Source organism: Streptomyces lonarensis (assembly GCF_012033735.1).
GTDB lineage: Bacteria > Actinomycetota > Actinomycetes > Streptomycetales > Streptomycetaceae > Streptomyces > Streptomyces lonarensis.
Genome location: NZ_JAAVJD010000038.1, coordinates 1 through 12,176, shown reverse-complemented (window position 1 = coordinate 12,176; position 12,176 = coordinate 1). Strand labels below are relative to the sequence as shown.

The 12,176-nt window shown below is 73.0% G+C and carries 11 protein-coding genes; 10 read left to right on the top strand and 1 reads right to left on the bottom strand.

The window, feature by feature from the left end; translation table 11 throughout:
* Nucleotides 1-56: 56 nt before the first annotated feature.
* Nucleotides 57-623 (top strand): elongation factor P, encoded by a 567-nt coding sequence (gene efp, locus HCN56_RS07725; RefSeq protein WP_167968751.1) that lies wholly within the window; start codon nt 57-59, stop codon nt 621-623.
* Between the two features lie 2 nt (nt 624-625).
* Nucleotides 626-1,051 carry a transcription antitermination factor NusB gene (gene nusB, locus HCN56_RS07720; protein ID WP_167968750.1) on the top strand — a complete coding sequence of 142 codons (426 nt, stop codon included), beginning with the start codon at nt 626-628 and terminating at the stop codon, nt 1,049-1,051.
* A gap of 102 nt (nt 1,052-1,153) precedes the next feature.
* Here the strand turns inward: nusB and bldD are convergent, their stop codons facing one another.
* Nucleotides 1,154-1,654: a transcriptional regulator BldD gene (gene bldD / locus HCN56_RS07715; protein ID WP_167931523.1), complete on the bottom strand. Its 501-nt coding sequence runs from the start codon at nt 1,652-1,654 to the stop codon at nt 1,154-1,156.
* Between the two features lie 246 nt (nt 1,655-1,900).
* Between bldD and pyrR the strand changes: the two genes are divergently transcribed.
* From pyrR to pyrF, 8 genes are all read left to right on the top strand, one after another.
* A complete protein-coding gene (gene pyrR / locus HCN56_RS07710) occupies nt 1,901-2,467 on the top strand; it encodes a bifunctional pyr operon transcriptional regulator/uracil phosphoribosyltransferase PyrR (RefSeq protein ID WP_167968749.1) in 567 nt (188 codons plus the stop codon).
* A gap of 123 nt (nt 2,468-2,590) precedes the next feature.
* Nucleotides 2,591-3,640, top strand: a complete 1,050-nt coding sequence (locus HCN56_RS07705; protein ID WP_167968748.1) for an aspartate carbamoyltransferase catalytic subunit — start codon at nt 2,591-2,593, stop codon at nt 3,638-3,640.
* Entirely contained in the window at nt 3,637-4,929 is a 1,293-nt protein-coding gene (locus HCN56_RS07700; protein WP_167968747.1) for a dihydroorotase, read from the top strand. The genes HCN56_RS07705 and HCN56_RS07700 overlap by 4 nt, the downstream gene beginning before the upstream one ends.
* On the top strand, nt 4,926-5,558 hold the full coding sequence (locus HCN56_RS07695; protein WP_245246373.1) for a PH-like domain-containing protein: 633 nt from the start codon (nt 4,926-4,928) through the stop codon (nt 5,556-5,558). The genes HCN56_RS07700 and HCN56_RS07695 overlap by 4 nt, the downstream gene beginning before the upstream one ends.
* A 23-nt stretch (nt 5,559-5,581) precedes the next feature.
* Nucleotides 5,582-6,685, top strand: coding sequence for a glutamine-hydrolyzing carbamoyl-phosphate synthase small subunit (gene carA, locus HCN56_RS07690; RefSeq protein WP_167968770.1), 1,104 nt, complete (start codon nt 5,582-5,584; stop codon nt 6,683-6,685).
* Nucleotides 6,678-10,001: a carbamoyl-phosphate synthase large subunit gene (carB, locus tag HCN56_RS07685; protein ID WP_167968746.1), complete on the top strand. Its 3,324-nt coding sequence runs from the start codon at nt 6,678-6,680 to the stop codon at nt 9,999-10,001. The genes carA and carB overlap by 8 nt, the downstream gene beginning before the upstream one ends.
* Before the next feature lie 15 nt (nt 10,002-10,016).
* Entirely contained in the window at nt 10,017-11,219 is a 1,203-nt protein-coding gene (locus HCN56_RS07680; RefSeq protein WP_167968745.1) for a quinone-dependent dihydroorotate dehydrogenase, read from the top strand.
* The gene (pyrF, locus tag HCN56_RS07675; RefSeq protein WP_167968744.1) at nt 11,216-12,127 is read left to right on the top strand and encodes an orotidine-5'-phosphate decarboxylase; all 912 of its coding nucleotides are present in this window, start codon (nt 11,216-11,218) and stop codon (nt 12,125-12,127) included. The genes HCN56_RS07680 and pyrF overlap by 4 nt, the downstream gene beginning before the upstream one ends.
* Nucleotides 12,128-12,176: the final 49 nt, after the last annotated feature.

Here is a 12,176-nt window from a genome sequence, read left to right as displayed (position 1 = left end):
GGGTCGGGCGGGAGCGCCTCCGGTCACCAGCAGCAGCCTCAGGAGATTCCGCGACCGTGGCCACCACGAACGACCTCAAGAACGGCATGGTGCTCAAGCTCGACGGGGGCCAGCTGTGGTCCGTAGTCGAGTTCCAGCACGTCAAGCCCGGCAAGGGCGGCGCCTTCGTCCGTACCAAGCTCAAGAACGTGCTCTCCGGCAAGGTGGTCGACAAGACCTTCAACGCCGGGACCAAGGTCGAGACGGCCACGGTCGACCGACGCGGCATGCAGTTCTCCTACAAGGACGGCGCCGACTTCGTCTTCATGGACACCGAGACCTTCGACCAGCTCACCATCACCCCGGAGACGGTCGGCGACACCGCCAACTACCTCCTGGAGGGCCAGGACTGCACCGTGGCCATCTACGAGGAGAGCCCGCTCTTCATCGAGCTGCCCGCCTCCGTCGAGCTGGTCATCGAGTACACCGAGCCCGGTGTGCAGGGCGACCGCTCCACCGGCGGCACCAAGCCCGCGCGGCTGGAGACCGGGTACGAGATCGGCGTCCCGCTCTTCATCACCACCGGTGAGAAGGTCAAGGTCGACACCCGTTCCGGCGAGTACCTCGGCCGGGTGAACAGCTAACCGTGGCCGCACGCAGCAAGGCACGCCGGCGCGCGCTCCAGATCCTCTTCGAGGCGGACCAGCGCGGCGCCCCCGTCAACGAGGTCCTCGCCGACTGGGTGCGGTTGTCGCTGGACGACGACCGCCAGCCCCGGGTCAGCGAGTACACCATGACGCTGGTCGAAGGCTACGCCGAGAACGCCGCCCGCATCGACGAGCTGCTCTCCACCTACACGGTGGGCTGGCCGCTGGACCGGATGCCGGGGGTCGACCGCAACCTGCTGCGGCTGAGCGCCTACGAGCTGATCTGGCAGGACGAGACGCCCGACGCCGTCGTCCTCGACGAGGCGGTGCAGCTGGCGAAGGAGTTCTCCACGGACGACTCGCCGGCCTTCGTCAACGGCCTGCTCGGCCGGCTGAAGGAGCTCAAGCCGACCTTGCGTCGCTGACCCCCGACGGCCGCGGCACTCGTCCGCGACCGGCCACCGAAACGCCGCGGCGGGGCGGGACCACCGGAGAACCGGTGCCCCGCCCCGCCGCTTCGGCGTTGCTCAGTTGTCGTCGGTCTGGACGGCGCGCCGCGCGTCCGCGCCGAGCACGCCCCAGCTGATGAGCTGCTCGGTCAGCACCGAGGGTGACTGGTCGTAGATGACGGCGAGGGTGCGCAGGTCGTCCTGGCGGATCGAGAGGACCTTGCCGTTGTAGTCGCCGCGCTGGCTCTGGATGGTCGCCGCGTAGCGCTGGAGCGGACCGGCCTTCTCGGCGGGGACGTGGGCGAGGCGCTCCAGGTCGAGGACGAGCTTGGGCGGCGGTTCCGCCGCGCCACCGGGGGTCGTGCCCGGCAGGAGTTCCTGCACCGGCACCCCGTAGAAGTCGGCCAGCTCGGCGAGGCGCTGCACGGTGACCGCACGGTCGCCGCGCTCGTAGCTGCCCACCACGACCGCCTTCCAGCGGCCCTGGGACTTCTCTTCGACCCCGTGCAGAGAGAGGCCCTGCTGGGTCCGGATGGCGCGGAGCTTGGCCCCGAGCTGTTTGGCGTATTCGCTGGACATGTGACTCCCCGGAAAGCTGATCTGTAACCCAGTGTGAGGTTACGCAGCGTGATGGGCGCCGTCAAGCGGAGAGCCTTCCCGAATGCTCTGACCAGGGCTGATACCGGCGCATCCGGGGGCGCTGCTATGCTGCCGGGCAGGTGTGGCGGAGCCTGATCGGCCCCGGCCGGAAACGGTCCGTCCGCACCGAACGCCAGGCGTCCTTTAAGACCCGTCCCGAGAGGCGGGGAAGGAGGTCCGATTCGTATGGACGCAACCTCATCGCCGCCCCGCTCTGTGCTGGAGGCGCCGGACATCGCGCGGGTGCTCACCCGCATCGCCCACGAGATCGTCGAGCGCGCCAAGGGCGCCGACGACGTGGTCCTGCTCGGCATCCCCACCCGCGGCGTGCACCTCGCCCACCGGCTGGCCTCCAAGCTGCACGACATCACCGGGGGACCGGTGCCCGTCGGTTCGCTCGACATCACCATGTACCGCGACGACCTGCGGCTGCGCCCCGCGCGGGCCCTGGCGCGCACCGAGATCCCCGCCGAGGGGGTGGACGACCGGCTGGTCGTCCTCGTCGACGACGTGCTGTTCTCCGGCCGCACCATCCGGGCCGCGCTGGACGCCCTCGGCGACCTCGGCCGGCCCCGCGCCGTGCAGCTCGCGGTGCTGGTGGACCGCGGCCACCGCCGCCTCCCGATCCGTGCCGACTACGTCGGGAAGAACCTGCCGACCTCGCTGCGCGAGGCGGTCCGGGTGCAGCTCGCCGAGGAGGACGGCCGCGACGGCGTGCTCCTCGGGCGCGGCGAGCCCGCCGCCGACGGCTAGGCCACCCGTGCCGTGCCCGAGGCGCCCCGCCGCGCGGGCCGCCCGGCTCCGCCGTGCCCGCGAGCGGCGCCCCACCTCCCGACCGACGTCTGCCCGAATCCCACGGAAGGCCCCTGGCAACAGATGAAGCACCACCTCATCTCGGCCGCCGACCTCACCCGCGACGACGCGGTGATGGTCCTGGACACCGCGCAGGAACTGGCCCGGCTCGCCGACCGGCCGATCAAGAAGCTCCCGACGCTCCGCGGCCGCACCGTGGTGAACCTCTTCTTCGAGGACTCCACCCGCACCCGCATCTCGTTCGAGGCCGCCGCCAAGCGGCTCTCCGCGGACGTCATCAACTTCTCGGCCAAGGGCTCCTCGGTCTCCAAGGGCGAGTCCCTGAAGGACACCGCCCTCACGCTGGAAGCGATGGGCGCCGACGCCGTCGTCATCCGCCACCACGACTCCGGGGCGCCGCACCGGCTGGCCACCTCCGGGTGGATCGGCGGCAGCGTCGTCAACGCCGGCGACGGCACCCACGAGCACCCCACCCAGGCTCTGCTCGACGCCTTCACGCTCCGTCACCGTCTCGCCGGGAGCGGTGACGGGGTCGGCCGCGACCTGACAGGGCGTCACATCACGATCGTCGGCGACATACTGCACAGCCGGGTGGCCCGCTCCAACGTGCTGCTGCTCACGACGCTGGGCGCCGAGGTGACGGTGGTGGCCCCGCCCACCCTCATCCCGATCGGCTCCGAGGGCTGGCCGTGCTCGGTCTCCTACGACCTGGACGCCGTCCTGCCCAAGACCGACGCGGTGATGATGCTGCGCGTCCAGCGCGAGCGGATGACCGCCGCGTACTTCCCCACCGAGCGGGAGTACGCCCGCCGCTACGGGCTGAACGGCGAGCGGATGGCCACCATGCCCGAGCACGCCGTGGTGCTGCACCCCGGCCCGATGAACCGCGGCATGGAGATCACCGCCGAGGTCGCCGACTCCCCGCGGTGCACCGCGGTGGAGCAGGTCACCAACGGCGTCTCCGTCCGGATGGCGGTGCTCTACCTGCTGCTCGGCGGGGCGCCCGCCGGCCCCGCCCCGAGCGCCGCACCCGCCACTGCCACCGCCCCGACCGCCACCGCCCCGACCGCCACCGCACCCGGCGCCGCCGGGGAAGCCGAGGAGAACCAGTGACCGAAGCCAAGACCCTGATCCGCGGCGCGCGCGTGCTCGGCGGTGAGGAGCGGGACGTCCTCGTCGAGAACGGCGTCATCGCCGCCGTGGGCACCGCCCTCGACGCCGGCGACGCCCGTGTCGTCGAGGCCGCCGGGCAGATCCTCCTCCCCGGCCTGGTCGACCTCCACACCCACCTGCGCGAGCCCGGCCGCGAGGACTCCGAGACGGTGCTGACCGGCACCCGCGCTGCCGCAGCCGGCGGCTTCACCGCCGTCCACGCCATGGCCAACACCTTCCCGGTGGCGGACACCGCCGGTGTGGTGGAGCAGGTCTGGCGGCTGGGCCGGGAGTCCGGCTACTGCGACGTGCAGCCCGTGGGCGCGGTCACCGTCGGGCTGGAGGGGACCAAGCTCGCCGAACTCGGCGCGATGCACGACTCCGCCGCCGGCGTCCGGGTCTTCTCCGACGACGGCAAGTGCGTGGACGACGCCGTGATCATGCGCCGCGCCCTGGAGTACGTGAAGGCCTTCGACGGCGTCATCGCCCAGCACGCCCAGGAGCCCCGCCTCACCGAGGGCGCCCAGATGAACGAGGGCACCGTCTCCGCCGAGCTGGGTCTCACCGGCTGGCCGGCGGTGGCCGAGGAGTCGATCATCGCCCGGGACGTGCTGCTCGCCGCGCACGTCGGCTCCCGTATCCACATCTGCCACCTCTCCACCGCCGGGTCGGTGGAGATCGTGCGCTGGGCCAAGGCCAAGGGCTGGGACGTCACCGCCGAGGTCACCCCGCACCACCTGCTGCTCACCGACGAACTGGTGCGCTCCTACGACCCCGTCTACAAGGTGAACCCGCCGCTGCGGACCGAGGAGGACGTGCTCGCCCTCCGGCAGGCGCTGGCCGACGGCACCATCGACTGCGTCGCGACCGACCACGCCCCCCACCCGCAGGAGGACAAGGACTGCGAGTGGGGCGCCGCGGCCATGGGCATGGTCGGGTTGGAGACCGCCCTGTCCGTGGTGCAGCACACCATGGTCGACACCGGGCTGCTCGACTGGGCGGGCGTCGCCGACCGGATGTCGCACCGGCCCGCGGCGATCGGCCGGCTCGAGGGCCACGGCCGGCCGCTGGAGGTGGGCGAGCCCGCCAACCTCACCCTCGTGGACCCGGCGCACCGGCAGCCGGTGGACCCCGCCGGCTTCGCCTCGCGCAGCCGCAACACCCCGTACCGCGGCCGCGAGCTGCCCGGCCGGGTCACCCACACCTTCCTCCGCGGTCGCGCGACGCTGGTGGACGGTGAGCTGGCATGACCGACCTCACCTCCGCCGCGGCGCCCGCGATCCTCGCCGTCGAGCGCCCCGAGATCAACTGGCCCGGCTACATCAGCTGGACCATCGGCATGATCCTCGTCGTCGTCCTGCTGTACTGGCTGATGCGCCGCGCCTGGCAGCGCCGCGGTGAGGCGCAGGGCGACCTGCCGCCGCTGCCGCAGGCACCGGCCGAGACCGGCGCCGTCCACCTCACCGCCACCGGCCGCTACCACGGCTCGACCACGGCCGGGCAGTGGCTGGACCGGATCATCGCCCGCGGCCTGGGCACCCGCAGCCGCGCCGACCTCAGCCTCACCGATGAGGGACTGCTGGTCGAGCGGCCCGCCGCCAGCACCTTCTTCGTGCCCACCGGCCGCCTCCGCGGCGCCCGGCTGGACAAGGCGATCGCCGGCAAGGTCCTCACCGAGGGCGGCCTGCTCGTCATCACCTGGGAGCACGGCGGTCGGCGGCTGGACTCCGGCTTCCGGTTCGACCAGGCCGGCGAGCACCCCGCCTGGGTGGAGGCCGTCAACGCCGCGGCGGCCGCCACCACCGACGGCACCCCCGCAGACACCTCCCGCGCCGGCGACGGAGCCGCGCTCCCGCACCACCAGGAAGGCGCACCGTGACCACCGCACCCGCGTCCCCCGCCATGCTCGTCCTGGAGGACGGCCGCACCTTCGCGGGCCGCTCCTACGGGGCGGTCGGCCAGACCCTCGGCGAGGCCGTCTTCTCCACCGGCATGACCGGGTACCAGGAGACGCTGACCGACCCCTCGTACCACCGCCAGGTGGTCGTGATGACCGCCCCGCACATCGGCAACACCGGCGTCAACGACGAGGACCCCGAGTCCCGCCGCATCTGGGTCGCCGGGTACGTCGTCCGCGACCCCGCGCGCCGCCACTCCAACTGGCGCGCCAGCCGCGGCCTCGGCGTGGAGCTCGCCGACCAGGGCGTCGTCGGCATCAGCGGCGTGGACACCCGCGCCCTCACCCGCCACCTGCGGGAGCGCGGCGCCATGCGCGTCGGTATCTTCTCCGGCGACGCGCTCGCCGCCCCCGACGTGCTGCTGGAGCGGGTGCGCACCGCGCCGCAGATGGCCGGCGCCGACCTCTCCGCCGAGGTCGCCACCGCCGAGCCCTACACGGTGCCCGCGGTCGGCGAGAAGAAGTACACCGTTGCCGCGATCGACCTCGGCATCAAGGGCATGACCCCGCAGCGGATGGCCGAGCGCGGCATCGAGGTCCACGTCCTGCCGGCCACCACCACGCTGGAGCAGATCTACGCCCTCGCCCCCGACGGCGTGTTCTTCTCCAACGGCCCCGGCGACCCCGCCACCGCCGACCACCCCGTGGCGCTGATGCGCGGCGTGCTGGAACGTTCCACCCCGCTGTTCGGCATCTGCTTCGGCAACCAGATCCTCGGCCGCGCCCTCGGCTTCGGCACCTTCAAGCTGAAGTACGGCCACCGCGGCATCAACCAGCCGGTCAAGGACCGCGCCACCGGCAAGGTCGAGGTCACCGCCCACAACCACGGCTTCGCCGTGGACGCCCCGCTGGACCGTGTCAGCGACACGCCGTTCGGCCGGGCCGAGGTCTCCCACGTCTGCCTCAACGACGACGTCGTCGAGGGGCTGCGCCTGCTGGACCGCCCCGCGTTCAGCGTCCAGTACCACCCCGAGGCGGCGGCCGGCCCGCACGACGCGGCCTACCTGTTCGACCGCTTCGTCTCCCTGATGGAGGACCAGCGTGCCTAAGCGCACCGATATCCAGTCCGTCCTGGTCATCGGCTCCGGCCCGATCGTCATCGGCCAGGCCGCCGAGTTCGACTACTCCGGGACCCAGGCGTGCCGGGTGCTCAAGGCCGAGGGCCTGCGGGTCATCCTGGTCAACTCCAACCCGGCGACGATCATGACCGACCCCGAGATCGCCGACGCCACCTACGTCGAGCCGATCACCCCGGAGTTCGTCGAGAAGATCATCGCCAAGGAGCGCCCCGACGCGCTGCTGCCGACCCTCGGCGGCCAGACCGCGCTCAACACCGCCATCTCGCTCTTCGAGTCCGGCGTCCTGGAGCGCCACGGCGTGGAGCTGATCGGCGCTGACGTCGAGGCGATCCGCAAGGGCGAGGACCGCCAGCTGTTCAAGGAGGTCGTCGAGGCGGTCAACGGCCGCATCGGCCACGGCGAGTCCGCCCGCTCCGTCATCTGCCACAGCATGGACGAGGTGCTGGCCGGGGTCGACGCGCTCGGAGGGTACCCCGTCGTCGTCCGGCCGTCCTTCACCATGGGCGGCGCCGGCTCCGGCTTCGCCCACGACGAGGAGGACCTGCGCCGCATCGCCGGCCAGGGGCTGGCGCTCTCGCCGACCACCGAGGTGCTCCTGGAGGAGTCCATCCTCGGCTGGAAGGAGTACGAGCTGGAGCTGATGCGGGACAAGCACGACAACGTCGTGGTCGTCTGCTCCATCGAGAACTTCGACCCGATGGGCGTCCACACCGGCGACTCCATCACCGTGGCCCCCGCCATGACCCTCACCGACCGCGAGTACCAGGTGCTGCGCGACATCGGCATCGAGGTCATCCGCGAGGTCGGCGTCGACACCGGCGGCTGCAACATCCAGTTCGCGGTCGACCCCGAGGACGGCCGGGTCGTCGTCATCGAGATGAACCCCCGGGTCTCCCGCTCCTCCGCGCTCGCCTCCAAGGCCACCGGCTTCCCGATCGCCAAGATCGCGGCCAAGCTGGCCATCGGCTACACGCTGGACGAGATTCCCAACGACATCACAGAGAAGACCCCGGCCTCCTTCGAGCCCTCGCTCGACTACGTGGTCGTCAAGGTGCCCCGGTTCGCCTTCGAGAAGTTCCCCGGCGCCGACCCCACCCTCACCACCACCATGAAGTCGGTCGGCGAGGCCATGGCCTTCGGCCGCAACTTCACAGAGGCCTTCAACAAGGCGCTGCGCTCGCTGGAGCAGAAGGGGTCGCAGTTCGATTTCTCCCGAGCCACCCGCGGCGCGGACGAGTGCGAGGCGCTGCTGCGCGCCGCGGCGGTCCCCACCGACGGCCGCGTCCACACCGTCATGCGCGCCATCCGCGCCGGCGCCACGCAGGAGCAGGTCTTCGCGGCCACCCGGATCGACCCCTGGTTCATCGACCAGCTGTTCCTGATCCACGAGGTCGCCACCGAGATCGCCGACGCGGACCGGCTGGAACCGGAGCTGCTGCGGCACGCCAAGCGCCACGGCTTCTCCGACGCCCAGATCGCCGAGATGCGCGGCCTGCGCGAGGACGTGGTGCGCGAGGTCCGGCACGCGCTGGACATCCGCCCCGTCTACAAGACGGTCGACACCTGCGCGGCCGAGTTCGCCGCCCGCACGCCGTACTTCTACTCCTCCTACGAGGAGGAGACCGAGGTGTCGCCGCGCGAGAAGCCCGCCGTGATCATCCTCGGCTCCGGCCCCAACCGCATCGGCCAGGGCATCGAGTTCGACTACTCCTGCGTCCACGCCTCCTTCGCGCTCAGCGAGGCCGGCTACGAGACCGTGATGGTCAACTGCAACCCCGAGACCGTCTCCACCGACTACGACACCTCCGACCGGCTGTACTTCGAGCCGCTCACCCTGGAGGACGTCCTGGAGATCGTGCACGCCGAGACGCTGGCCGGGCCCGTCGCGGGCGTCGTCGTCCAGCTCGGCGGCCAGACCCCGCTGGGGCTGGCGCAGGCGCTCAAGGACAACGGGGTCCCCATCGTCGGCACCCCGCCGGAGGCGATCCACGCCGCCGAGGACCGCGGTGCCTTCGGCCGGGTCCTCGCCGACGCGGGCCTGCCCGCCCCCAAGTACGGCACCGCCTTCTCCTACCCCGAGGCCCGTGCCATCGCCGCGGGCATCGGCTACCCCGTCATGGTCCGCCCGTCCTACGTCCTCGGCGGCCGCGGCATGCAGATCGTGTACGACGAGGAGGCGCTCGCCGCCTACCTGGAGCAGCACGCGGGGCTCGTCGCCGACCACCCGGTCCTCATCGACCGGTTCCTCGACGACGCCATCGAGATCGACGTGGACGCGCTCTACGACGGCGAGGAGCTGTACCTCGGCGGCGTCATGGAGCACATCGAGGAGGCCGGCATCCACTCCGGCGACTCGGCCTGCGCCCTGCCGCCGATGACCCTCGGCGGCCACGACATCAAGCGGCTGCGCGCCTCCACCGAGGCGATCGCCCGCGGGGTCGGCGTCCGTGGCCTGATCAACATCCAGTTCGCCATGGCCGGGGACATCCTCTACGTCCTGGAGGCCAACCCCCGGGCCTCGCGGACCGTCCCCTTCACCTCCAAGGCGACCGCCGTCCCGCTGGCGAAGGCAGCCGCCCGCATCTCGCTGGGCGCCACCGTCGCCGAGCTGCGCGCCGAGGGGATGCTCCCGGCGGTGGGCGACGGCGGGACCCTCCCGCTGGACGCGCCGATCTCCGTCAAGGAGGCGGTGATGCCGTGGAGCCGCTTCCGCGACACCCACGGCCGCGGAGTGGACACCGTCCTCGGCCCGGAGATGCGCTCCACCGGCGAGGTCATGGGCATCGACGCCGTCTTCGGCACCGCCTACGCCAAGTCGCAGGCCGCCGCCTACGGCGCGCTGCCCACCAAGGGCCGGGCCTTCGTCTCCGTCGCCAACCGCGACAAGCGCGCGATGATCTTCCCCGCGCGGACGCTGCGGGAACACGGCTTCGAGCTGCTGGCCACCTCCGGCACCGCCGAGGTGCTGCGCCGCAACGGCGTCGAGGTCACCTCCGTGCGCAAGCACAACGAGGGAGAGGGCCCGAACGGCGAGCCGACCATCGTCCAGCTCATCCACGCCGGCCAGGTCGACCTCATCGTCAACACGCCCTACGGCACCGGCGGGCGCCTCGACGGCTACGACATCCGCACCGCCGCCGTCTCCCGCGGCGTGCCGTGCCTGACCACCGTCCAGGCGCTGTCCGCCGCGGTTCAGGGCATCGACGCCCTCGCACGTGACGAGGTCGGCGTCCGCTCCCTCCAGGAGCACGCCCAGCACCTCGACACCGCGCGCTCCCAGAGCTGAGAGGGACCGACTCCCATGCCCACCCCTTCGGGTGCAGGCGCCCCCCGCACCACGGCACCCGCCGTGGCGCGGGGCGGCGACCGCGCCACCGCCCACCCCGGCTACCGGCTGCTCTTCCGTACCGTCTTCCGCCGGATGGACCCCGAGCGGGCCCACCACCTCGCCTTCGGCGCGATGCGCGCCACGGCCCGGGTGCCCCTGGTGCGCCGCGCCGTCTCCCGCGTCCTCGCGCCCCGACCCGCCGCGCTGCGGGTCCGCGCCCTCGGCCTGGACCTGCCCGGACCGCTGGGGCTGGCCGCGGGGTTCGACAAGAACGCCACCGGCATCGACGCCCTCACCATGGCGGGCTTCGACTTCGTCGAGGTCGGCACCGTCACCGGCGAGGGACAGCCCGGCAACCCCGCCCCCCGGCTGTTCCGCCTCCCCGAGGACCGCGCGCTGGTCAACCGCATGGGGTTCAACAACGACGGCTCCGCGGTGGTCGCCCGGCGGCTCGCAGAGCGCCGACCGGCCTTCGACGCGCGGCTCGGCGTCAACATCGGCAAGACCAAGGCCGTCCCCGAGGCACAGGCGGCGGCCGACTACGTCACCTCGACCGAGCGGCTGGCCCCCCACGCGGGCTACCTCGTGGTCAACGTCAGCTCGCCCAACACCCCGGGGCTGCGCAACCTCCAGGCGACCGAGCACCTGCGCCCGCTGCTGACCGCCGTCCGCGCGGCCGCGGACCGGGCCGGCGGCCCCGACGGGCGCCGCGTCCCGCTGCTGGTGAAGATCGCCCCCGACCTCGCCGACGAGGACGTCGACGCCGTCGCCGACCTCGCCCTCGAACTGGGCCTGGACGGCATCATCGCCACCAACACCACGATCTCCCGCGACGGCCTGGCCACCCCGGCCGAGCGGGTCGAGGAAATCGGGGCCGGCGGCCTCTCGGGCGCCCCGGTCCGCGACCGCTCGCTGGAGGTGCTGCGCCGCCTCCACGCGCGGACCGGCGACCGCCTCACCCTGGTGGGTGTCGGCGGCATCGAGACGGCCGACGACGCCTGGGAGCGCATCCTGGCGGGCGCCACCCTCGTCCAGGGGTACAGCTCCTACATCTACCGCGGGCCCTTCTGGCCGCGCGCGGTGCGGCGCGGCCTCGCGGAACGTCTTCGGCAGAGCCCGTACCGGACCCTGGCCGAGGCGGTCGGCGCCGACAACCGGAAGGCGGGCACCCCGTGAGCGAGACCCCACCCGCCGCCCACCGCGTCACCACGCCCTTCGGTGAGCGGCTGCGCGCCGCCACCGCCCGCCGCGGCCCGCTGTGCGTCGGGGTGGACCCGCACGCCGGGCTCCTGCGCGAGTGGGGGCTCGGGGAGGACGTCGCCGCGCTGGAGCGGTTCTGCGGCACGGTCACGGAGGCGCTCGCCGATCAGGTCGCCGTCGTGAAGCCGCAGTCGGCGTTCTTCGAGCGGTTCGGCTCCCGCGGCGTTGCGGTGCTGGAGCGGACCGTCGCCGACTTCCGCGAGGCGGGCGCCCTGGTGCTGCTGGACGTCAAGCGCGGGGACATCGGCTCCACCATGGGCGCGTACGCCGAGGCGTACCTCGACCCCGGCTCGCCGCTGTTCTGCGACGCCGTGACGCTCTCGCCCTACCTGGGGTACGAGGCACTGCGGCCCGCGCTGGACCTCGCGGTGGCCTCCGGCTCCGGTGTCTTCGTGCTGGCCCGGACTTCCAACCCCGAGAGCGGCGCGCTGCAGCGCGCCCGCCGCGCCGACGGGCGCGGCGTCGCCGCCGACGTGCTCGCGCGGTTGGCGGGCGACAACGCGGCGACCGCGGCCGGGTCCCCGTTCGGCTCCTTCGGCGCGGTCGTCGGTGCGACGCTCGCCGGTGTGCCCGGCGGGGTCGGGGGCGACGGCGCCGACGGCGCGCTGACCCACGCCGACCTGGACATCGGCGGTCCCCTGCTGCTGCCGGGACTCGGCGCCCAGGGCGCCCGCCCCGAGGACCTGCCCGCCCTGCTGGGACCGGCGCTCCCCGCGGCGCTGCCGAGTGTCAGCCGGGACGTGCTGCGCCACGGACCCGACCGCGGCGCGCTGCGGGCCGCCACGGACCGCTGGAGCGGCGAACTGGCGGCCGTCATCGGCTGAGTCCTGCCCCTGCCCCCGCCCGGGCCCGCGCCCCGCCACGACCCCGTGG

Coding starts and splice junctions, on each gene's coding strand:
- bldD (WP_167931523.1), bottom strand. CDS start 1,654: ATGTCCAGCGAATACGCCAAACAGCTCGGGGCCAAGCTCCGCGCCATC.
- pyrR (WP_167968749.1), top strand. CDS start 1,901: ATGGACGCAACCTCATCGCCGCCCCGCTCTGTGCTGGAGGCGCCGGAC.
- HCN56_RS07705 (WP_167968748.1), top strand. CDS start 2,591: ATGAAGCACCACCTCATCTCGGCCGCCGACCTCACCCGCGACGACGCG.
- HCN56_RS07695 (WP_245246373.1), top strand. CDS start 4,926: ATGACCGACCTCACCTCCGCCGCGGCGCCCGCGATCCTCGCCGTCGAG.
- carA (WP_167968770.1), top strand. CDS start 5,582: ATGCTCGTCCTGGAGGACGGCCGCACCTTCGCGGGCCGCTCCTACGGG.
- HCN56_RS07680 (WP_167968745.1), top strand. CDS start 10,017: ATGCCCACCCCTTCGGGTGCAGGCGCCCCCCGCACCACGGCACCCGCC.